At 31.3% G+C, this 22,983-nt stretch carries 22 protein-coding genes; 21 read left to right on the top strand and 1 reads right to left on the bottom strand.

What is annotated here, in order from left to right; genetic code table 11:
• Positions 1 to 19 precede the first annotated feature (19 nt).
• The 3 genes from FUA24_RS12460 (at position 20) to FUA24_RS12450 (ending at position 3,937) form a co-directional block, all read left to right on the top strand.
• On the top strand, positions 20 to 1,207 hold the full coding sequence (locus FUA24_RS12460) for a phosphoglycerate kinase (protein ID WP_148542779.1): 1,188 nt from the start codon (positions 20 to 22) through the stop codon (positions 1,205 to 1,207).
• 134 nt (positions 1,208 to 1,341) lie between these two features.
• Entirely contained in the window at positions 1,342 to 2,901 is a 1,560-nt protein-coding gene (locus tag FUA24_RS12455) for a LysM peptidoglycan-binding domain-containing protein (RefSeq protein ID WP_148542777.1), read from the top strand.
• Between the two features lie 25 nt (positions 2,902 to 2,926).
• Complete coding sequence (locus tag FUA24_RS12450) at positions 2,927 to 3,937, top strand: DUF4837 family protein (protein WP_148542775.1); 1,011 nt, start codon at positions 2,927 to 2,929, stop codon at positions 3,935 to 3,937.
• Positions 3,938 to 4,004: 67 nt separating this feature from the next.
• Here the strand turns inward: FUA24_RS12450 and FUA24_RS12445 are convergent, their stop codons facing one another.
• Entirely contained in the window at positions 4,005 to 4,196 is a 192-nt protein-coding gene (locus FUA24_RS12445) for a Sec-independent protein translocase subunit TatA/TatB (RefSeq protein WP_148542773.1), read from the bottom strand.
• Between the two features lie 114 nt (positions 4,197 to 4,310).
• On the opposite strand from FUA24_RS12445, the gene FUA24_RS12440 reads away from it, so the two are divergent.
• From FUA24_RS12440 to FUA24_RS12355, 18 genes are all read left to right on the top strand, one after another.
• A complete protein-coding gene (locus FUA24_RS12440) occupies positions 4,311 to 5,177 on the top strand; it encodes a M23 family metallopeptidase (RefSeq protein WP_148542771.1) in 867 nt (288 codons plus the stop codon).
• Positions 5,177 to 6,670 (top strand): GH3 auxin-responsive promoter family protein, encoded by a 1,494-nt coding sequence (locus tag FUA24_RS12435; protein ID WP_148542769.1) that lies wholly within the window; start codon positions 5,177 to 5,179, stop codon positions 6,668 to 6,670. The genes FUA24_RS12440 and FUA24_RS12435 overlap by 1 nt, the downstream gene beginning before the upstream one ends.
• A gap of 38 nt (positions 6,671 to 6,708) precedes the next feature.
• Entirely contained in the window at positions 6,709 to 8,406 is a 1,698-nt protein-coding gene (locus FUA24_RS12430; RefSeq protein ID WP_148542766.1) for a DUF6909 family protein, read from the top strand.
• 7 nt (positions 8,407 to 8,413) lie between these two features.
• Complete coding sequence (locus FUA24_RS12425) at positions 8,414 to 9,487, top strand: hypothetical protein (protein WP_148542765.1); 1,074 nt, start codon at positions 8,414 to 8,416, stop codon at positions 9,485 to 9,487.
• A 2-nt stretch (positions 9,488 to 9,489) separates the two neighbouring features.
• Positions 9,490 to 10,497, top strand: coding sequence for a dTDP-glucose 4,6-dehydratase (gene rfbB / locus FUA24_RS12420; RefSeq protein WP_148542762.1), 1,008 nt, complete (start codon positions 9,490 to 9,492; stop codon positions 10,495 to 10,497).
• A gap of 45 nt (positions 10,498 to 10,542) precedes the next feature.
• Positions 10,543 to 11,406, top strand: coding sequence for a glucose-1-phosphate thymidylyltransferase RfbA (rfbA, locus tag FUA24_RS12415; RefSeq protein WP_148542760.1), 864 nt, complete (start codon positions 10,543 to 10,545; stop codon positions 11,404 to 11,406).
• Positions 11,406 to 11,954 carry a dTDP-4-dehydrorhamnose 3,5-epimerase gene (gene rfbC / locus FUA24_RS12410; RefSeq protein ID WP_148542758.1) on the top strand — a complete coding sequence of 183 codons (549 nt, stop codon included), beginning with the start codon at positions 11,406 to 11,408 and terminating at the stop codon, positions 11,952 to 11,954. The genes rfbA and rfbC overlap by 1 nt, the downstream gene beginning before the upstream one ends.
• Positions 11,951 to 12,733 carry a dTDP-4-dehydrorhamnose reductase gene (rfbD, locus tag FUA24_RS12405; RefSeq protein ID WP_148542756.1) on the top strand — a complete coding sequence of 261 codons (783 nt, stop codon included), beginning with the start codon at positions 11,951 to 11,953 and terminating at the stop codon, positions 12,731 to 12,733. Before rfbC ends, rfbD begins: the two co-directional genes overlap by 4 nt.
• 15 nt (positions 12,734 to 12,748) lie before the next feature.
• Complete coding sequence (gene gmd / locus FUA24_RS12400; protein ID WP_148542753.1) at positions 12,749 to 13,867, top strand: GDP-mannose 4,6-dehydratase; 1,119 nt, start codon at positions 12,749 to 12,751, stop codon at positions 13,865 to 13,867.
• Between the two features lie 4 nt (positions 13,868 to 13,871).
• Positions 13,872 to 14,924: a GDP-L-fucose synthase family protein gene (locus tag FUA24_RS12395; RefSeq protein WP_148542751.1), complete on the top strand. Its 1,053-nt coding sequence runs from the start codon at positions 13,872 to 13,874 to the stop codon at positions 14,922 to 14,924.
• A 19-nt stretch (positions 14,925 to 14,943) separates the two neighbouring features.
• A complete protein-coding gene (locus tag FUA24_RS12390) occupies positions 14,944 to 15,933 on the top strand; it encodes a 2Fe-2S iron-sulfur cluster-binding protein (RefSeq protein WP_148542749.1) in 990 nt (329 codons plus the stop codon).
• Between the two features lie 6 nt (positions 15,934 to 15,939).
• Positions 15,940 to 16,716 carry a glucose-1-phosphate cytidylyltransferase gene (gene rfbF, locus FUA24_RS12385; protein ID WP_148542748.1) on the top strand — a complete coding sequence of 259 codons (777 nt, stop codon included), beginning with the start codon at positions 15,940 to 15,942 and terminating at the stop codon, positions 16,714 to 16,716.
• Positions 16,695 to 17,777 (top strand): CDP-glucose 4,6-dehydratase, encoded by a 1,083-nt coding sequence (gene rfbG / locus FUA24_RS12380; RefSeq protein ID WP_246147040.1) that lies wholly within the window; start codon positions 16,695 to 16,697, stop codon positions 17,775 to 17,777. Before rfbF ends, rfbG begins: the two co-directional genes overlap by 22 nt.
• 2 nt (positions 17,778 to 17,779) lie before the next feature.
• Positions 17,780 to 19,105, top strand: a complete 1,326-nt coding sequence (gene rfbH / locus FUA24_RS12375) for a lipopolysaccharide biosynthesis protein RfbH (protein WP_148542746.1) — start codon at positions 17,780 to 17,782, stop codon at positions 19,103 to 19,105.
• A gap of 11 nt (positions 19,106 to 19,116) precedes the next feature.
• A complete protein-coding gene (locus FUA24_RS12370) occupies positions 19,117 to 19,659 on the top strand; it encodes a dTDP-4-dehydrorhamnose 3,5-epimerase family protein (protein WP_148542744.1) in 543 nt (180 codons plus the stop codon).
• Between the two features lie 2 nt (positions 19,660 to 19,661).
• Positions 19,662 to 20,561 (top strand): NAD-dependent epimerase/dehydratase family protein, encoded by a 900-nt coding sequence (locus FUA24_RS12365; protein WP_148542742.1) that lies wholly within the window; start codon positions 19,662 to 19,664, stop codon positions 20,559 to 20,561.
• Between the two features lie 179 nt (positions 20,562 to 20,740).
• On the top strand, positions 20,741 to 21,790 hold the full coding sequence (locus tag FUA24_RS12360; protein ID WP_148542739.1) for a glycosyltransferase family protein: 1,050 nt from the start codon (positions 20,741 to 20,743) through the stop codon (positions 21,788 to 21,790).
• The gene (locus FUA24_RS12355; RefSeq protein ID WP_148542737.1) at positions 21,768 to 22,982 is read left to right on the top strand and encodes an MATE family efflux transporter; all 1,215 of its coding nucleotides are present in this window, start codon (positions 21,768 to 21,770) and stop codon (positions 22,980 to 22,982) included. The genes FUA24_RS12360 and FUA24_RS12355 overlap by 23 nt, the downstream gene beginning before the upstream one ends.
• Position 22,983: the final 1 nt, after the last annotated feature.

Genomic DNA, 22,983 nt, shown 5'->3' with positions numbered 1-22,983 from the left:
ATTAGTAAACACTATAAAAATGAAGACTCTTAACGACTTTAATTTTGAGAATAAAAAAGCATTAATTCGTGTAGATTTTAATGTACCTTTAAATGAAAATTTTGAGGTAACAGATGCTACTAGAATTATATCCGCTAAACCAACAATCATTAAAATATTAGAAGATGGTGGAAGCTGTATTCTAATGTCGCACTTAGGGCGTCCAAAAGGATTTCAAGATGAGTTTTCATTAAAGCATATTGTAGAAAAAGTTCAAGATGTTTTAGGTGTTGAGGTAAAGTTTGTTTCAGATTGTATAGGAGAAGATGTTGAAGCTGCTGCTGCAAGTTTAGAACCTGGTCAAATTTTATTACTAGAAAACCTTCGTTATTATAAAGAAGAGACTGCTGGAGATAAAGCATTTGCTGAAAAATTAGCTAAGTTAGGAGATGTATATGTTAATGACGCCTTTGGAACTGCTCACAGAGCTCATGCATCAACAACCATTGTTGCTGAATTTTTCCCAGAAGATAAATGTTTTGGTAGCCTATTAGCTCAAGAAATTGAGAGTATTAAAAAAGTAATGGAAACTGGGGAAAAACCTGTGCTTGCTATTCTTGGTGGAGCAAAAGTGTCTTCAAAAATTACAATTATAGAAAACATTCTTGATAAAGTAGATCACTTAATTATTGGTGGTGGTATGGCGTTTACGTTTGTTAAAGCTCAAGGAGGAAAGATTGGTAACTCTATCTGTGAAGATGATAAAATGGAATTAGCTTTAGATATATTAAAGCAGGCAAAAGAAAAGAATGTACAAGTGCACATTCCTGTAGATACCATTGCTGCAGATGATTTTAGTAATGACGCCAACACTCAAATTTGCGATATCAATGAAATTCCTGATGGTTGGGAAGGTGTAGATGCTGGTCCAAAATCCAGAGAAGCATTCCACAATGTTGTTATGGAGTCTAAAACTATTCTTTGGAATGGGCCATTAGGTGTTTTTGAAATGGAAAGTTTTGCTGGTGGTACTATTGCTTTAGGAGATTCTATTGCAGAGGCAACTAAAAACGGAGCGTTTTCATTAGTAGGTGGTGGAGATTCTGTTGCCGCAGTTAAGCAATTTGGTTTCCAAGATAAAGTAAGCTATGTAAGTACTGGTGGTGGTGCAATGTTAGAAAGCTTAGAAGGTAAAACACTTCCTGGAATTGCCGCTATATTAGATTAATTGATATTTCCAGCTTAAGCTGTGGAATCATTAAATATAAAAGACCTGTAGAATAAAACTCTACAGGTCTTATTTTTTATTTAACATAAAAAACACGAATTTAGCCGTATTATCGTTCAAGGTAGAGAGAGATTATGACTTTTCGTTTTTATATATTATTATTTGTTTTTGCTTCATCATTTGGTTTTTCACAAACTCAAGATAGTACATCTCCTGTTAAGGTTAAGGACTCGGTAATTGATGGCAATGCTCCTCAAATAAAACCTATTGAAGCTGTGCAAGATTCGGCTTCTGTAAAAAAGCTTGAGGATAATGCGCTGGCTTCAAGTATTGATGAAAAATGGCAAGAAGAGTTATACAGCAATAGTTTATTTGACACCATCTATAAATCTGTAACAGAGTTAACTTTTGATGAGGTTGAGTATCCAGAACTTCCAACAGATACGTTAAAAGCAAGATTAGAATTGCTTAATGCCAGAACACCGTTTAATGTAGAGTACAACCCAGCATTAGAAAGTGTTATAAAAATGTATTTAAAACACAGACGGAAGTCGTTACAAAAACTGATGTCTTTAAGTCATTTTTACTTTCCTTTATTTGAAGAGGAATTAGATAAACATAACATTCCATTAGAAATAAAATATCTTTCTATAGTAGAATCTGCTTTGAGACCTAGAGCAAAATCACCTGTAGGAGCTACAGGGTTGTGGCAGTTTATGTTTAGTACAGGTAAAATGTATGGTTTAGATGTAAGTAGTTATGTAGATGAACGTAGTGACCCTGTAAAGTCTACTGAGGCTGCATCTAAATACTTGGCTAAGCTTTATGAAATATTTGGCGATTGGGATTTAGCTCTTGCGGCATACAATTCTGGTCCAGGAAATGTTACAAAGGCCATTAGAAGGTCCGGAGGTTATAAAAATTATTGGAACATTAGGCATAATTTACCTAGAGAAACCGCTGGGTACTTACCCGCTTTTTTGGCTAATATGTACATTTTTGAGTATGCCGAAGAACATGGTTTTAAAACTGTAAAACCAGAATTTGTGCTTAAAGAAACTGATACGGTTTTAGTTAAAAACATGATTACTTTAGATCAGGTTGCAGAAGTTACAGGAACACCTGTTGAAGAGCTTCAGTTTTTAAACCCTTCCTATAAATTAGACATTATTCCAGTAATAAAAAACGAGAATTATTACTTGCGTTTACCTAGAGAAGTGGTAGGTACTTTTGTGAATAATGAAGAAAAAATATATGCTTTTGTAAAAGAGGAGTTTGCCAAAAGAGAAAAACCTTTGCCTCAGTTTTTTAATGCAACCGATAGGGTAAGATATAAAGTAAGATCTGGTGACTATTTAGGTAAAATTGCAAGGCGTTATGGTGTTAGAGTTAGTCAAATAAAACGATGGAATGGGTTACGTTCTAACAATTTAAGTATTGGTCAGCGTTTAACTATTTACCCTAGAAAGCCTTATACACCTTCAACTACTAAAACCGCTTCTACCACTAAAAAGAAAGTTATTCCGAAACCAATTTCAGGTGATGTAATTATATATACAGTTAAAGATGGAGACTCATTATGGAGTATTTCTCAAAAATTTTCTGGAGTTTCTATCCAAAATATTCGAGATTGGAACGGTATTAGTGGGAGTAATTTAAAGCCAGGTATGAAGCTTAAAATTTCAAAAGGGTGATGCCTTTAATTAAAACATATATCAGATGAAAAAAATTCTTTTATCAACTTTAGTATTACTTCTTGTGTTTTCCTGTAAAGATAACAAGGGAAAAGCTCCCGCAAAGTTTCTTCAGGATTCTTCTGGTAATATAAATCATGTATCTGTTATTTTAGAGAATGATTTATGGAACGGACGTATTGGAGACGCCATTAGAGATGTTTTAACAAAACCTATCTATGGGCTGCCTCAAGATGAACCCATGTTTACTTTAAGTCAGATTCCGCCACAAGTGTTTTCGGGTTTTGTCACTAAAAACAGAACAATCCTTAAAATTGAAATGGGCAAAGATGCTAATATAGAGTTTAAGGAAGATCAATATGCAAAACCACAAAAGGTAGTTGTGTTATCTGGAAAATCAAGAGAGGATATTATTGGTTTAATTAAAGAGAATGCAGATAAAATAACAGAGATTTTTAGAAATACTGAAATAGCTGAAAGACAACGCCAAATGGCTAAATCGCCTCATAAATTTGAACAGATCAAAGAGAAGCTAGGACTTACAATGGCATTTTCTTCAATTTACGAAATTGCAAAAGAACGTGATAACTTCTTTTGGTTTAGAAAAAATATAACCACTGGTCATTCTCATTTTATGATATACGATTTGCCTTATGATGCAATTAAGAGAAATGATAGTACTATTGTTCAAATCATTAAAATAAGAGATTCGCTTGGTAAACAATATTTTAAAGGCCGATTAGATGGTAATGTTAATGCAGATGGCACTAAAATTAGTTCCTATATGATTACGGAAGACGCTTATACCCCGTTTCATGGAGAGACTATTATAGACAATAAACCTGCATTTGAAACGAAAGGTATTTGGGAATTAACAAACGACTTTATGGGAGGTGCCTTTGTTAATTACACCATAGAAGATAAGGTAAACAAACGTTGGGTAGGTGTAGAAGGTTTTGTGTTTGCACCTTCGGTAGAAAAGAGAAATTACATGTTAGAACTAGAAGCTATTATTAAGTCCATTAAAATTGACTAAAGACATAAGTTAGAACAAAAAAAGACCAACTGAAAAGTTGGTCTTTTTTTATGTATTTAAAAGGGTCTTATTCTTTTTTGTCAGCTTCAGTAGCATTTCCTTCTTCGTCTTTGCTCGCATCTTTAAACTCTTTAATACCGCTTCCCAAACCTCTCATTAATTCAGGTATTTTCTTTCCTCCAAATAGTAATAAAACAACTACTATAATTAAAGTAATTTGTAAAGGTCCAATAGCTAATGGTAACATAAGTAAGCTCATAATTATTAATTTAAAAAACAAAGTTAATAATTAAAGTTTAATAATGTCGTTTTAAGCTTAACTTTAGCACTCACAAAACCGCTTGTGACATAATTTTATTTAATTTTGCGTCCGATGAAAAGAAAAAAGGAGCCAAAGAAAATCAAAAAAAAGCTGCTCGATAAGTATAGATTAGTAATACTTAACGAGAATACCTTTGAAGAGCGTTTGTCTTTTAAGTTAACTAGACTAAACGTTTTTGTGGTTTGTTCGGTTTCTGCAATTCTTCTCATAGCCATTACATTTATTTTCATTGCGTTTACACCTCTTAGAGAATATATTCCAGGATACTCCTCGACAAAATTAAAAAAGAGAGCTACAGAACTTAATTTTAAAACAGATTCTTTACAACGTGTAATAACCATGAATGAGATTTATTACAGCTCTATTAAAAAGGTGTTAAAAGGAGATGTAAGCAGTGCAGATCTAAATAAAGATTCTATTGTTGCAGCTGTTAAACTAGAGGCCAGTGAAGTAGATTTTACGCCAATTGCTGAGGATTCTATTCTTAGGGAAAAAGTAGATAAAGAGGATAAGTATAATTTATTTGAATCTGCTACTACAGCTACAAATTTTGTGTTGTTTCCTCCTGTTAATGGTACTATTAGTGAAGACTATAATGTAGAAGAAAAGCATTATGCAGTTGATATTGTGGTTCCTAAAGATACACCAGTTAAAGCAACAGCAGACGGGATTGTTATTTTTGCAGAATGGACTGCTAGTACGGGTTATGTTATTATTTTGGAACATAGTTACGGACTAATCTCTGTTTATAAGCATAACGCCCAATTAAATAAATCTCAAGGAGAGCTGGTTAAAGCAGGAGAAGTTATTGCAACCGCTGGAAACACTGGAGAACTCTCTACCGGACCTCATTTACATTTTGAACTTTGGAACGATGGTTACCCAATCAATCCAACAAATTTTATAGATTTTAAATAATGCTATCACTAAAATCTGCCCTAGCAAGACCCTTTGCTAAACGTGTTTACAAGAAAATCAAGAAATGGTCCAATAATCCAGAAAAAACACAACAAAAGGTATTTGAAGCGTTAATATCAAATGGTGCCAGCACTGCATTTGGTAAAGATCATGACTTTGTTAGTATTAACTCCCACCAAGATTTTGTAAAGCGTGTACCTGTTAGGGACTATGAAGCACTAAGGCCTTATGTTGATAGAATGGTTGCTGGAGAAGAAAATATCCTCTGGAAAGGAAAGCCTCTTTACTATGCAAAGACATCTGGAACAACCTCTGGAGCTAAATATATTCCTATTACGAAGGAAAGCATGCCAAGTCATGTAGAGGCAGCAAGAAATGCCATTCTTATGTATATACATGAGACGGGCAACACTAAATTTGTGGATGGTAAAATGATTTTCCTTCAAGGTAGCCCAATACTAAATGACAAAAACGGTGTTAAATTGGGAAGGTTATCTGGTATTGTGGCTCATTATGTGCCAAAATACCTCCAGAAAAACAGATTGCCCTCTTGGGAAACCAATTGTATTGATGACTGGGAAACAAAAGTTGATGCTATAGTTGAAGAAACTTTACCAGAGAACATGACTATTATTTCAGGAATTCCGTCTTGGGTACAAATGTATTTTGAAAAGCTGATTCAAAAAACTGGGAAACCCGTAGGTGAGATTTTTAAGAATTTTAATTTATTCATTTTTGGGGGTGTTAATTATGAGCCTTACAAAACAAAATTTGAAAACTTAATAGGAAGGTCTGTAGATAGTATTGAATTGTATCCCGCTAGCGAAGGTTTTTTTGCATTTCAAGATAGACAGAATGAAAAGGGCATGCTACTTCAATTAAACTCAGGCATTTTTTATGAGTTTATAAAAGCAGATGAATTTTTTACTGAAAACCCAGAACGTATAACCATTAAAGATGTTGAGGTTGGTATTAATTATGTAATGATAATTTCAACTAATGCTGGTTTGTGGGCATATAACATTGGAGATACGGTACAGTTTACGTCAACAAAACCTTACCGGGTTATAGTTTCTGGTAGAATAAAGCACTTTATTTCTGCTTTTGGTGAGCATGTTATTGGTAAAGAAGTAGAGCAGGCTCTACAAGATGCTGTAGAAGGAACAGATATAACCGTAACAGAATTTACTGTGGCGCCTCAGATTAACCCAAAGGAAGGATTGCCATATCATGAATGGTATATAGAGTTTGAAAATGAGCCTGAAGATTTAAAGGCCTTTGCCGAAAGAATAGATGAATCTCTTCAAAAACAAAATGTATATTATTTCGATTTAATTGAAGGCAATGTGCTTCAAACTTTAAAAATAACCAAGGTTGAAAAAGAAGGATTTAAAAACTACATGAAATCTATTGGTAAATTAGGAGGGCAGAATAAGTTACCAAGACTTTCGAATGACAGAAAAATAGTTGATAATTTTCCTTACATCATTTAAACTAAATAGTATTATCTTTGAAACGTAAAAAAAGCCCCATGAGTAATATTAAACATCACGAAAGAACTAGAGCTCAAGAGAGCTCTAATGCTATAGAAAGGATGTATATTACTATGCGTCACTTATTCATAAGAGGGTTCTACAAACCAATGGGTGTTTCTGGAGAAATGCTTAGAAACTCCTTACTACTTTTACGTCCAGAAATCTATGGTTCTATTGGCGAAGAAAAAGCTGAATTAGAAGGGTTACTTTATGTAATCGACAGGCTACCTGAAGGGATAGAAGAATGCACATTTATTAATCTTACTAGTGACGAAGGTTATTCCAATTCACATTTTAAAACCATAATTCCTGAAAAAAGAAGAAGAAACTGCTATCGAATAGATGATGAGCAAATGAATATCGAAATAACACGTGGACGTTCGGAGATTTATGATATTCTAACGCATCTTACGTTTCTTTTTGTAGAGTCTCATAAAATCAGTAACAGAGTTTTAGTAGACGAGGAAGAAGGGTTAACAACTAGAGATTGGGAGAAGCTTGAGAAATCTGTTCTTTCAAAAAAGGAGTTGACTAATGAAGAACGAGAAGTAGCAATTACCCATACCGCCAATATTTTAGGAAGAACATTTGATGAGTTAAGAGCTGTTTATAATGATTTTGCAACACCTAAGCAACCTGAACGATTACTTCATATTGTATACTGGTTGGGTAAATTAGCTTTAGAAGAGCAGGTTAATAACAATAAGAGAACCATTACATTTACTCCAGTTTTAAGAGAACGTATTGGGCATCATATTCATGGTGAAATATGGGCTAATAACATAAAGGAAATTCTATATAAAAATAGTTTATTAAATCGTCCTATCCATGTTATTAGTGCTAATATGCATAGTGTTATGAATACACTTTTTGCCCCTGCTGCTTTGAAAACTTTGGCTTCGAAAAAGGATGTTTTTGAAGTTTATGAAGCATTAAGCAATAATGATAATAAGGCACTAAGAGACAAAGTTAATGCAGAAGCCTTACGAAAAGGAATGCTTTACATAAAAGATACATCTGGTGCAAACATAGATGTTCAGTTGTTCGATACCAGTAAAATAGACATTTCAAAAATTGATATAAAGGCTAAGGAGGAAATTTTACATGAGAAGAAGCCTGTTATATTAGTAATGGATTATGCATTTGGAGAGCAAGCATATGAAACCATTGATGAGCTTTTAAAACCGTATCAAAAAAATGGTGAAAAGATTCATTTAAATGTTGAGTCTTTATCAATAATGGGTAAGGCTGGTATTTTGGAAGGAGGAAAAGGTGATATTATGATACCTTCTGCGCATATCTTTGAAGGAACTGCTGATAATTACCCGTTTAAAAACGAATTAAAAAAAGAAGATTTAGAAGGTCAAGGAGTTGAAGTGTATGAAGGATCAATGATAACTGTGTTAGGAACTTCGCTTCAGAACAAAGATATTCTTAAGTTCTTCCATGACTCTACTTGGCAAGTTATTGGCTTAGAAATGGAGGGAGCGCATTACCAGAAAGCAATTCAAGCAGCGTCAAAAGTTAGAGGAAGTATTGGCAATGATGTAAAGGTAAGATATGCCTATTATGCCAGTGACAACCCCTTAGAAACTGGAGCTACATTAGCCTCAGGAGGATTGGGAACAACTGGTGTAAGACCTACGTATTTAATTACAAGAACAATTTTAGAACAAATATTTAATTCAATTTAATATAGTTATGAGCAAAGAGTTGCCGCAACCACAACAATCTGAAGAAGTAGATTTAGGGCAGTTATTTAAACTTATTGGAAATATGTTTGATAGACTTTTTAAGTTTATTGGTGGTATTTTTAATAAAATATTTTTGGCATTTGTTTGGTTCGTTTTTTTTGTAAAGAAACATTTTTTAAAACTGGTTATTTCTGGTGTTATTGGAATTGTACTTGGATATGCACTTCAAAAATCTTCAGACCCAGTTTACAAGTCTTATATTACCATAAAACAAAATTATAATACAGGTGAAAATATGTATAACTCTATATCTTATTATAATGATTTGGTAAAACAAAAAGATTTTGGCACGCTTAGTTCTATATTGGGGCTGGAAGAAGACCAAGCAAAATCCATATTAGGATTTGAAATAGAATCTGTAATAACGGAAAATCAAAAGATTAAGGAATTTGATAGGTATTTAAAAACCCTAGATACTACAGTTGCAAAAACAATTACGTATGAAGGGTATAGTGAAAATTTAAAAGATTATAATCATCAATACCAACAGATTGATATAAAGTCTAAAGAGAGGAATAATTTTAAGACTGTTTTTACGAAACTAATTCAAGGGGTTAACAATAACCCTTATTTTAAGAGGGAACAGGAAAAGGATTTGAAAGAACTGTCTAATAGAGAATTGGCTTTAAAAGAAGCTTTAATGAGGTCAGATTCTTTACAGAAAACTTATAGAAAAGTTTTAGAAAGTGGGTTGAAATCTAAGAACGGTTCTGAAATAGGGATTACTTTTGAAGGGTCTAATGTTACAGATAAAACAAAAGAATATGATTTATACAAAAACGACTTACAGTTAAGGGATGAATTGGTTTTAATAAATCGTAGAAAAGCTGATATTGAAAATATAATTGAAGTTTTATCAAGTAAACAGGATTCTGGATCTATTGATGATAAAAAAGAAGTTTTTGGTTTTAAAATTGGACAGAAATTGTTTTATGGATTGTTATTTAGCATAGCTACCTTTATGGTATTATTAGGGTTGCAATTTGTTAAGTTTTTAGAACAGCATAAGAATAAGATTTAAAAATGAATATCTTAATTACCGGAGGAGCAGGTTTTATAGGTTCTAATTTTATAGTTTATTTTTTGCAAATGCACCCAAAAATTAATGTAGTTAATTTAGATAAATTAACTTATGCAGGTAGCTTAAATAATCTAATTGAGATAGAGGATAATGATAGGTATACTTTTGTTGAAGGAGATATTTACAATAGAGATTTAATTCAAGATTTATTTGATAAGTATAATTTTCAAGGGGTTATCCATTTCGCTGCAGAATCCCATGTAGATAATTCAATAAAAAACCCATCTGCATTCATTGATACCAATATAACGGGAACATTTAATCTTTTAGATGTAGCTAAAAATCATTGGATGGAAGCTCCTTTTGAAGTTAAGAAAGAATATGAAAACTCTAGATTTCATCATATTTCCACTGATGAGGTATATGGTACTTTAGGAGAAACCGGATTATTTACCGAAAAAACTGCATATGCACCCAATAGTCCTTATAGTGCTTCAAAAGCTTCTTCAGACTTTATTATAAGAAGTTATTATCATACTTATGGGATGAATGTGGTAACAACCAATTGCTCTAATAATTATGGGCCGAAACAGCATGATGAAAAACTGATTCCAACAATAATAAGGAAGGCATTAAAAGGAGAAAAGATTCCTATTTACGGAGATGGTAAAAATATTAGAGATTGGTTATACGTTAAGGATCACTGTTTAGGAATTGAATTGGTCTATAAGAATGGTAAATCTGGAGAGACATATAATATTGGGGGAAAAAATGAAAGAGATAATCTATATATTGCTAACTATATTTGTGAAGTTTTAGATAAAATCAAGCCAAAGGAAAATTCGTATAAAGAACAGATTTCTTTTGTCAATGATAGGCCAGGACACGATTTTAGATATGCTATTGATGCTTCAAAAATTGAAAAAAAATTAGGTTGGAATGCTGTTGAGAACTTTGAGTCTGGTATACTAAAAACAGTTGAATGGTACGTTAAAAAATATAGTATTTAATTTAAAAGATTTTCACTTTCGTGGAAATGAAAAATAGAATCTTTAATGAAAGGAATAATTTTGGCAGGAGGATCTGGTACAAGGCTTCACCCACTAACAAAAGTAGTGAGTAAGCAACTTATGCCAGTTTATGATAAGCCTATGATTTACTATCCTTTAACTACTCTTATGTCTGCTGGAATTAATGAAATTTTAATTATTACAACACCTACGGATAATCAAAAATTCAAAGAGCTTTTAGGAAATGGAAAAGATTATGGCTGTAGTTTTGAATATGCTGTACAAGATGAGCCTAAAGGCTTAGCAGAAGCTTTTATTATTGGTGAAAGTTTTATTGGAAATGATAACGTAGCACTCGTTTTAGGTGATAATATATTTTATGGGTCAGGTTTAAGTAAAACTTTAAAAAATGCTATAAAACCAAAAGGAGGAACAATTTTTGCATATCATGTACAAGACCCTCAAAGATATGGTGTTGTAGAGTTTAGTGAAAATGGAAAGGTAATATCTATAGAGGAAAAACCAACTAAACCTAAATCAAATTACGCCGTCCCTGGTATTTATTTTTATGATAATTTGGTTATTGAGATAGCAAAAAATATTAAGCCTAGTAAGAGAGGTGAGTTAGAGATAACTGATGTTAATAAGGCGTATTTAGAAAATGGAAGCCTTAATGTGGAAGTTTTAGATAAAGGAACGGCATGGTTAGATACGGGTACATTTTCTTCATTAATGCAGGCTTCTCAGTTTGTTCAAGTTATAGAAGAAAGGCAAGGACAAAAAATTGGATGTATAGAAGAAGAAGCTTATAAAATGGGTTATATAGATAAAAACCAACTAAATAGATTAGCTGAACCATTACTTAAAAGTGGTTATGGCAAATACCTTCAACATTTAATAAAAGACTAATGAAAGTTGAGGAAACTAATTTAGAAGGGTGTTTTGTAATTACACCAAGTGTTTTTGAAGATAGTAGAGGATTTTTTTATGAAAGTTTTAATCATAAGAAATTCAACGAATTTACGGGTGCTGATGTTCATTTTGTTCAAGATAATGTGTCAAAATCAACTAAAGGAGTACTAAGAGGTTTACATTTTCAAATAGACGAACATGCACAGGCAAAACTTGTAAAAGTGTTGAGTGGAAAAGTTCTTGATGTGGCAGTTGATCTAAGACCCAATTCCAAAACTTTTGGCAAACATTTTTCTATAATTTTAGATGCTTATAAGCACCAGCATCTTTTTATTCCAAGGGGATTTGCTCATGGTTTTCATGTCTTGGAGGATAATACTATTTTCTCCTATAAATGTGATAATTATTATTGTAAACCTGCTGAACGTGGGGTTTTTTATAATGATGAACAGCTAAAAATTGACTGGAAAATACAAGAGAATATTATTTTATCTAGTAAAGATAAGGAGCTTCCAACTTTGAAAAAATTTCTTCTGGAAATATGAAAAAGAAGGTATTAGTTACAGGGGCTAATGGACAGTTGGGAAAAACCATTGCAGAATTATATTCTGAAAATGAGGTCGAATTGGATTTTATTTTTGCTTCAAAAGAAATACTTGATATAACAGATAAAGGAATACTTGATGTTTTTTTTAAGGATAATAAATTAGACTATTGCATTAATTGTGCAGCCTATACAAATGTTGAAGAAGCTGAAAAAACTCCAGAAATAGCATATAAAATTAATGCAGAAGGTGTTAAAAATTTGGCAGAAGCTTGTAAAATATATGACGTTGGTTTGGTTCATATTTCCACAGATTATGTTTTTGACGGTAAAAAAGAAGAGCCTTATACAATTTTAGATAAACCAAATCCGATTAATGAATATGGAAAATCTAAACTTCTAGGAGAAAAATACGTTCAAGAAATTTTAAAAAATTACTTCATAGTTAGAACCTCTTGGTTATATAGTAAAAAATACGGACATAATTTTTACAAAAGTGTAGTTAAGTGGGCTAAGGAAGGAAAAGATTTAAAAATAACTACTGAGCAAATAGGGTGCCCAACAGATACGGTTAATTTAAGTAGTTTTATTGTTAATTTGATTAGAAAAAGAGATGACAACTTTGGTATATATCACTATTCTTGCAAAGATGTTATGACATGGTATGATTTTGCTCGAAAGGTGTTGATAGAAAAAGAACTTTTAGGTAAGACAAAGCTTGAAAAGGTTAAGAAATATAATACTTTTGCACTAAGACCTAAAAACTCTGTTTTAAAATAAAAAAATATAAAATAAATGGCTAAAAAAATAGCATTGATAACAGGTGTAACAGGACAGGATGGAGCATATTTAAGTGAATTCTTACTTAAAAAGGGGTATGAGGTTCATGGAATAAAAAGAAGATCTTCATTATTTAATACAGATAGAATAGATCATTTATATCAAGATCCTCATATTGAAAATAGAAACTTCTTTTTGCACTATGGGGATTTAACGGATAGTACGAATCTAACACGAATTATTCAAGAGGTTCAACCTGATGAAATATACAATCTAGCGGCAATGAGTCATGTACATGTGTCTTTTGAAATGCCGGAATATACAGCGAATGCCGATGGAATTGGCACTTTAAGACTTTTGGAGGCTATTAGATTCTTAGGTCTGGAAAAAAAGACACGAATATATCAAGCTTCTACATCAGAATTATATGGCAAAGTACAAGAAGTACCGCAAACCGAAACAACTCCGTTTTATCCAAGAAGTCCTTATGCTGTTGCTAAAATGTATGCCTACTGGATTACTGTAAATTATAGGGAAGCTTATGGAATGTATGCTTGCAACGGCATATTATTTAATCATGAGTCACCTATTAGAGGAGAAACGTTCGTTACAAGAAAGATAACCAGAGCCGCATCCAGAATTTCATTAGGACTTCAAGATAAAATGTACCTAGGTAATTTAGATGCAAAAAGAGATTGGGGGCATGCTAAGGATTATGTGAGAATGATGTGGTTAATACTTCAAGCAGATGATGCTGAAGATTGGGTGATTGCAACCAATAAAACGACTACTGTTAGAGATTTTGTAAAAATGAGTTTTGCTCATGTTGGTATTGAATTAGAGTTTAAAGGAACTGCTGAAGAAGAAAAAGGATATATTAAGTCGTGTTCTAACCCAGATTACCAATTAGAAATAGGTAGAGAAATAATTGCTGTAGATCCGAAATACTATAGACCAACAGAAGTCGATTTATTAATAGGAGATGCTACAAAGGCAAAAGAAAAATTAGGTTGGGTACCAAAGTATGATCTAGAGGCCTTAGTAGAAGATATGATGGTTAGTGATTTAAAACTAATGAAGAAAGATCAATATCTTAAAGAAGGTGGTTATAGAATTAATAACTACTTTGAATAAAGTTATGAATAAAAACTCTAAAATTTATATAGCAGGACATAGAGGTTTAGTTGGTAGCGCTATATTAGATAATTTAAAAAATAAAGGTTATAATAATATTTTAACCAAAACACATAAAGAATTAGATTTAACAAATCAATTGAATGTTGCTAATTTTTTTGAAATTGAAAAACCTGAGTATGTTTTTTTAGCTGCAGCTAAAGTTGGGGGAATAGTTGCCAATAATACTTATAGAGCTGATTTTATTTATGATAATATGATGATTCAAAATAATGTAATTCATCAAAGTTATCTTCATAATGTAAAAAAACTATTGTTTTTGGGTAGCACATGTATTTATCCTAAAAAAGCCACTCAGCCAATGAAAGAAGAGTATCTTTTAACAGATGTTTTAGAATATACGAATGAACCTTATGCTATAGCTAAAATATCAGGTATTAAGATGTGCGAAAGTTATAATATACAATATGGTACAAACTTTATTTCGGTAATGCCAACAAATTTATATGGCCCTAATGATAATTTTGATTTAGAAAAATCTCATGTTTTACCAGCTTTAATTCGTAAAATACATTTGGCTAAGCTACTTTCAGAAGAAGATGAGGGTGCTGTGGTTGCTGATTTAAAGGTAGATTCCTTTGAAAAAGCTAAAGCATATTTAAAAGAATTTGGAGTAACATCAAATAGTGTTGAAATTTGGGGAACTGGAGAACCCAAAAGAGAATTTTTATGGAGCCAAGACATGGCCGACGCTTGCGTATTCATAATGGAGAGTAGAAACTTTTCAGATATGTTTAAAGATGGGAATACTGAAATTAGAAATACACATATTAATATTGGCACAGGAGAGGATATTTCTATAAAAGAATTGGCTGAGTTAATAAAGAAAATAGTAGGTTTTAAAGGGGATTTAGTGTTTAATGAAACTAAACCCGATGGAACCATGAGAAAGTTAACAGATGTTACCAAACTTAATGATTTAGGATGGAAACATAAAGTTGAATTAGAAGTGGGAGTAAACAGAATCTATAACTGGTATTTAAACAATTCGCATTAATTAAAAATTACTAATTGCCATGTATGAGATTAGTTTAAAAAATAATAAAAAGTTCAGCTGTGATGATCAAACAACAATTTTACAAGCAGCAAAAAATAATGGCGTTTATTTAGAACATAGTTGCCTTTCTGCAAGATGTAGAAGTTGTGTTGTTAAGGTTTTACAAGGAAAAACGGTAAATATGCAAGACGAGTTGGTGTTAAGCGAGGCCGAAATAAGAGAAAATTATACACTATCTTGTAATGCTAAACCTGTTTCGGATTTAGTTTTAGATATTGAAGGTTTAGAGGGAATAACTTTATATGAAAAAAGAATTTTTCCAAGTAAAATAGATCAAATAACTAAGTTAACAAATGATATTATAAAGTTAACATTAAGATTTCCTCCTTCAGCAAATTTTAAGTTTAATTCGGGGCAATACGTTAATTTAATTAAGGGTAACATAAAAAGAAGCTATTCAATTGCTAACAGAGCGGTTCATAATTCTAAACTAAGTTTTTTCATTAAAAATTATGAAAATGGAGAAATGAGTAAGTTCTGGTTCGAAGATGCAAAGGAAAATGATTTGATTAGGGTAGAAGGTCCTTTAGGAGGTTTTTTTTACAGGGAATCTGAACATAAGAATATTGTTTTTTTAGCTACTGGTACAGGTGTTGCTCCTGTAAAAGCAATTATAGAAGAAATTAATTGTTCGCCAGAGGATTTTTCGACCAAAACCCTTTTTGTTATTGTTGGAGCTCGATATGAAAAAGATTTGTTTTGGGAACCGGAGATAAGGAGTAATATAAGATTAAAATATGTACCTGTTTTATCAAGACCAGATGAAAATTGGAATGGTGCTAAGGGGTATGTACAAGATGTCTTGTTAGAGCAAAACATAGATTTATCTAAAACTCAGGTATACGCCTGTGGATCAAATGACATGATTGAATCTGCAAGGAGACTTTTAATAGAAAAAAAATTACCAGAAAATCAATTTTATTCGGATGCATTCGTTTGCTCAAATTAATAAACTATGAAAGCAGTAATATTAGCAGGAGGTTTAGGCACTCGCTTAAGTGAAGAGACCGTGACAAAACCAAAACCAATGGTTCAAATTGGAGGCAAACCCATTTTATGGCACATAATGAAAACATACTCATTGCACGGAATAAACGATTTTATAATTTGTTGTGGTTATAAAGGGTATGTAATAAAAGAATATTTTGCCAATTATTTCAAGCATCAGTCGGATATAACTTTTAATATGAAAGATAATGAAATGATTGTGCATGAAAAAAGAGCTGAACCATGGACTGTTACTTTAGTTGATACAGGAGATGATTCTATGACAGGAGGAAGATTAAAGAGAGTCTACCCGTATTTAAAAGGTGAACGAGCATTTTGTTTTACATACGGAGATGGTGTTGCAGATATCAATATTCAAGATTTAGTAAATTTTCATTATTCTCATGGAAAAGAAGCTACTTTAACAGCTACATATCCTCCTGGTAGATTTGGAGCTTTAAATATAGAAGGTAATCAAGTAAGAAGATTTGAGGAGAAACCAAAAGGTGACGGAGCCTTAATTAATGGAGGTTATTTTGTTTTATCCCCAAAAGTTATAGAGCGAATTGAAGGAGATGAAACTATTTGGGAACAAGAACCACTAAAAGGTTTGGCTGAAGATAATCAATTAATGGCTTTTAAACATGAAGGTTTTTGGCAACCAATGGACACCCTAAGAGATAAAATGTATTTGGAAAAACTATTAACAACTAATAAAGCCCCATGGAGATTATGGGAGAAATGAAGGGAAAAGTGAATCCAAGTTTTTGGAATGGTAAAAGAGTATATTTAACTGGTCATACAGGCTTTAAAGGGAGCTGGCTTTCTTTATGGCTTAATTCTATGGGAGCAATTGTAAAAGGGTTTGCGTTAGAACCTAGTACTACTCCGTCCTTGTTTAATGAAGCTAAAATATTTGATGTTATAGAGTCTGAAATTGGAGATATAAGAAATCTAACCCAATTATCCTCAAGTATTAAATTGTTTAATCCTGATATCTTAATTCACATGGCCGCTCAACCTTTAGTAAGGTTGTCTTATTCAGAACCAGTTGATACATATGCTGTAAATGTCATGGGAACCGTTAATGTACTTGAATCAGCAAGAGCATGTACAAACCTAAAGGCTATTGTATCCGTTACAACAGATAAGTGTTATGAAAACAATGAATGGGAATGGGGTTATAGAGAAAATGAGCCAATGGGAGGGCATGACCCTTATAGTAGTAGTAAAGGTTGTGCAGAATTGGTAACGTCTGCATACAGACGTTCTTTTTTTAGTACTTCTAATACGGCAGCTCTAGCTTCAGCAAGAGCAGGAAATGTTATAGGTGGAGGTGATTGGGCTGAAGATAGATTAATTCCAGACATTTTAAGGGCTTTTGAAAAAGGAAAACCAGTTGTTGTTAGAAATCCACTTTCAACAAGGCCTTGGCAACATGTCTTAGAGCCTTTATCTGGGTATTTAGTTCTTGCTCAGGAGCTTTATGAAAATGGTGACATATTTGCGGAGGGTTGGAATTTTGGACCTAAGGATGAAGGTTGTAAACCTGTAGAATGGATTTTGAGTAGAATGGTTAATAGTTGGGGAGAAGGAGCAAGTTGGGAATTGGATGAGAAAAGTAATCCTCATGAAGCAGGCTTTTTAAAACTAGACTGTTCTAAAGCTGCAAATAGGTTGCAATGGCAACCAAAATGGAATTTAGAAGAAACCCTTGAATTAATAATAAACTGGCATCAAAATTTTATTAAAGGAAATGATGTAAAGAGAGAGTGTTTAAAAGAAATAAAAAAATATTCGTTATAAAAATGGAGTCACAAGAGAAGTTAGATGGCTTAAGAAATGAGATTATAAATCTTGTTGAGCAATATGCAAAGGTCAAATATGAGTCAAAAGAATTTATACCAGGAGAAACAGTTATACCTCCTTCTGGAAAACTACTAGGGGCAGAAGAATTACAAAACATGGTAGAAGCTTCTATAGATGGTTGGTTAACTACGGGAAGATTTAATAAACAATTTGAGGAGAAATTAGCTGCTTTTTTAGGGGTAAATTATTGTCTGTCTGTTAATTCTGGTTCATCAGCTAATTTGGTAGCTTTTAGTGCCCTAACGTCTCCTAAACTAGGAGAAAGAGCTATAAAGAAAGGAGATGAAGTAATTGGCGTTGCCGCAGGCTTTCCTACAACTGTTAATCCAATAGCTCAGTTTGGAGCCATTCCTGTTTTTGTGGATGTTGATATTAAAACTCATAACGTAAATGCTGATTTAATTGAGGCTGCAATTACTCCAAAGACAAAAGCAATTATGCTGGCACATGCTTTAGGAAATCCGTTTAATTTAGGAAAGGTTGTAGAACTTTGTAAAAAATATAATCTTTGGTTAATTGAAGATACTTGTGATGCACTTGGAGCTGAATACAATGGTCAAAAAGTAGGTACATTTGGTGATATTGGAACGTTAAGTTTTTATCCAGCCCATCATATGACAATGGGTGAAGGAGGTGCTGTTTTTATGAACAGTCCAGAGCTGAAAGCAATTGCGGAATCCTATAGAGATTGGGGTAGAGATTGTTACTGCCCTCCTGGATGTGATAATACATGTGGTTGCAGATTTGAGCAGCAACATGGAGATTTACCTTTTGGTTATGATCATAAATATGTTTATTCTCACATGGGGTATAATCTTAAAATTTCTGACATGCAAGCAGCATGTGGTTTGGCTCAATTAGATAAGTTAGATTACTTTATTGAAAAAAGAAGAAGCAATTTTCAATATTTACATGATAGATTGCAAAGTTTAACGGATTTTTTACAATTACCAGAAGCAACACCAAATAGTAACCCTTCTTGGTTTGGTTTTCCTATCACATTAAAAGAAGAGGCAGGGGTATTACGAGTAGATGTAACTAAATTTTTAGACTCTCATAAAATCGGATCAAGGTTATTGTTTGCTGGCAATTTACTAAAGCAGCCATATTTTAAAGATGTCGAATACAGAGTTGTAGGTGATTTAGTTAACACAGACAAAACTATGAATGATACTTTTTGGATTGGAGTTCAGCCTTCTTTATCTGAAGAACATTTAGATTTTGTTTGCGATAAGTTAGAAGAATTTTTTGGTTTGAATTTTTAAATTTTTTTGGTTTGGAAATAGTAAAAACAAGTTTGTCCGGAGTTTATATAATCAATAACTTTAATGCTCAAGATAGTAGGGGAACTTTTGTGAAAATGTTCAATAAAGAAAGCTTTTTACAAGAGAATCTGGACTTTGATATTAGAGAATCGTATTATTCTATTTCAAAAAAAAATGTAATTAGAGGAATGCACTTCCAAACTCCACCCCACGATCATGAAAAACTTGTATACGTACCTCAAGGAAAAATTTTAGATCTTATTGTTGACTTAAGACCTAATTCTAAAACCTATAAAAATTATATATCTGTTGAGATATCTGGAGAAAATAAAAAATCTGTAATTATTCCAAAAGGATTAGCACATGGATTTAGATCATTGGAAAACGATACAATAACAGTTTATAATGTTTCTACAGAATATAATCCTAATTTTGATTATGGAATTAGTTATAATTCGTTTGGGTTTAATTGGGAAATTGAACAGCCTATTCTTTCGAAGAGAGATGCTCAGTTTATTAGTTTAGAAGATTTTTGTGTCAAAAACCCTTTTTAGTAATGTGTCAAAGAATTTTAATTACAGGTTCAACAGGTTTTGTGGGAAGAAGTCTTATTCCTAGATTAATATCCCAAAATAATAAAGTTTTAGAGTTAACCCGAGACAAAAAGAAGAGTGAAAGTTATTTTGGGAATTCTACAAATAAATTTGAGTTGAATAGTAACCAAAATGATTTAATTGAGGCTGTTTTCAAGTTTCAACCAGATATATGTATTCACTTAGCTTCTTATCTTACATCAAGTGATCAATATGAAGACGCTGAAAAATTGATAGAATCTAATATAAAATATTTAATATCAATTTTAGACTGTTTAAAAAAATCGCCTCCTAAATTATTTATTAATACAGGTACTTTTGCAGAGTATTTCAAGCCAAATTCACTTTCTCCAGCATATTTGTATGCAGCAACTAAAACAGCTAGTAGATATTTTTTAGAATATTATAGTGAAACCTATAATTTTAATCAAATAACCATAGTTCCTTATACTATTTATGGCAAAAAAGATAACAACAAAAAAATAATTGATATTATATATGATTCTTTAGAAAGTGAAAAAAAATTAGATTTGACTCTTGGGAATCAGATATTAGATTTTATTCATATAGATGATGTAGTTAATTTTTATATAGAAATTGTAAAAAAAGTAGAAATTATTCCTAATAAGAAAATTTATCATTTAGGAACTGGAAGGGGCACAACCTTAAAAGAGCTATCAAATATAATTGAAAAAAAATCAGGAAAAAAAGCAAAAATTAATTGGGGAGCAAAGTCTTATAGAATTAGAGATATCATGTATGCTGTAGCTAACATCAATGATGTAAATGAAATTCTGCCAACAAAAATGATAGAACTAGAGGAAGGTGTAGAAAGATATTTAAATCTTAAAATTTCCAAGTAAAAAACATTAAATAAATGCTTAAACCTAGAAAATTAAACTATTATTAGAATAGTTAAGTACTCAAATGATTTTACCAATTTATTGAAAATTGGTAAAACTTCTATCAAGGAAGTCTACCCATTTGATTTACTGTTTTTATGAATTTTATAATTTAGGTGTGTTTTTAAATAAAAATTGAAATGAAATACAAAAAAATAGCTTTTTCAAGCCATATGGTTTCTAATGCTATAATTTATAAAAGAAGAATTAAGCCATTATTAGATGAGGCTAGAAAGTATAATATTGAAATTGTAAATTTCCATGAGGATAAAGAAAAAATAGATGTATTAATAATTCAAAAATTACCAGAAAGTGTTAAAGAGTTAAAAGAAATATTAAGAAATAATTCTTTTTTGATATATGATAATCCTAATTACTTGGGGAAGATCCTTAATAAAAATTTCCCCCAAAAAACTTATAATTTTTTTAAGCGAATATTACTTACTATAATTAGAAGAAAATGGCATCCATATATTCTTTTAGAAAAGCTAGTAGAAAAAGCAGATTTAATTACTACTGGGAGTAAAAAGCAAGCAGAATTTTTTGAAAAAGGTTTTAGTAAAAAAACATTTAATATTGTTGATCCTATAAATAATATAGAGTTTTCTGGAAAAAAAAAGGAGCATAAAGATACAGAAGAAATAAAAATTCTATGGGAGGGAACAGAATCGAGTTTTTTACAACTAGAAGATATATTACCTCCTCTTATTAATTTAAGTAAAAAGTATCAATTTGAGTTAATTCTTTTTACTGATATAATTGAAGAAAAATCGATTGAACTATTTTCAAAATTCAAAAATAATCTAAATGTAAAACACATTATATGGGATAAAAACAAGATTGATGAAGTCATTTTATCCGTGGATATAGCAATTGCGCCTATAGACGTTAAAGATGTATTTAACTATTCTAAACCGTTTAATAAATTACTTATTTATTGGGGTTATGGACTTCCAATAGTTTGTTCTGATATTCCCTCTTACAGTTTCGCTACACAAGCCGGAGATAAAGGTTTTTCGTGTAATTCAAGCCTAGAATGGGAAAAAAGTTTAACAAAACTTATAAAAAGTACAGAATTAAGAAAAAAACTTGGTGAAAATGGTTATAATTTTTCATGGAATGAATACTCCCAAGAGAGATATGCAGAAAGGTTTTTTAATAAAATAAATGAATTTTATAAAGATAAATAATTATAAGCCATTAATTTTTCAATCAATAGGAAGACTTTCTGCTCAAGGTTTAGGCTTTTTGCTAGGTGTTGTTATCGTTAGAGTTTCGGGATTGGAAATAATGGGGCAGTTTGCGAAATACAATGCATTAATCAATATTAGTTTTGGAGTTTTTGCTTCTGGATTGTATACAAATTATTTAAGAAGTAATGATTTAAAATTACTTGGTCAAACTGTATCGGCTATCACTATCTTTTTTCTTTTTTTTCTTTCTTTTTTTTCTCCTTTATATATTTTTTTTACTGGTGATAAAATAACCAATGTTATTTTAATTTTATTAAGTATTTATTTCATGAAATTGAGTGAAGTATACGTTGTTACTTCAAGGTTTTTAAATTCTGATCACAATTCTGTTTTACCTAGAGTCATTCCTTATTTAATTGTTATTGGCTTATGCTTAATATTTAAACCAGATAATGTGTTTTTCTTACTATGTTTACTTTCTTTTAGTTGGCTATCTATTATATTTTTTTATTTCAAAATAAGAGAAAAAATAAAACTAAAAAGGTCAGAGTTGAAACAGGTTTTTTGTTCATCATTTTTATTGTCATTAACTACTTTAGCAACTCAGATTTATGCCAATTTTGATCAATTAATGATTGTAGAAATATTAAAAGATTATAATAAACTAGGCTCATACAAAATAGGGGTTTCATTTTCTAATCTTGCTATGCCTTTAATAGGAGTTTTTTCATTCATGTATATATCTGAAATAAAACAACTTATAAAAAATTCTACAATTGCAATCCTAAAAAAGAAGTTTTACAATCAATTAAAAATTAATTTATTGGTTAGTTTTTCTTTTTTAGTTTTTTGTATTTGTTTACTTAGATTAATTATTAGTATTATTTATAATATTGATGATGCATCTGCCTCAAATGCGGGAATAATTTTATCTATTGGTGTAATTTTTAATGTTTTATCTATGGTTTTTTCATATTCATTATTAGCTATTAATAAGGATAAGGAAATTTTAGTAATTACTCTTTTTGGAGCTCTTATAAACATAGTTTTAAATTATATATTTATTTTAAAATTTGGCATTTTAGGAGCAGCATTTACAAGCGCTCTAACTCAATTAATTGTGCTCCTCATCTATATTTACGTATTTTATAAAAAGGTTGAATTTTTTAATGTTTTAAATATTAAGTAGT

This window comes from Seonamhaeicola marinus (genome assembly GCF_008085455.1).
This window is presented reverse-complemented; position numbering and strand designations above follow the sequence as displayed.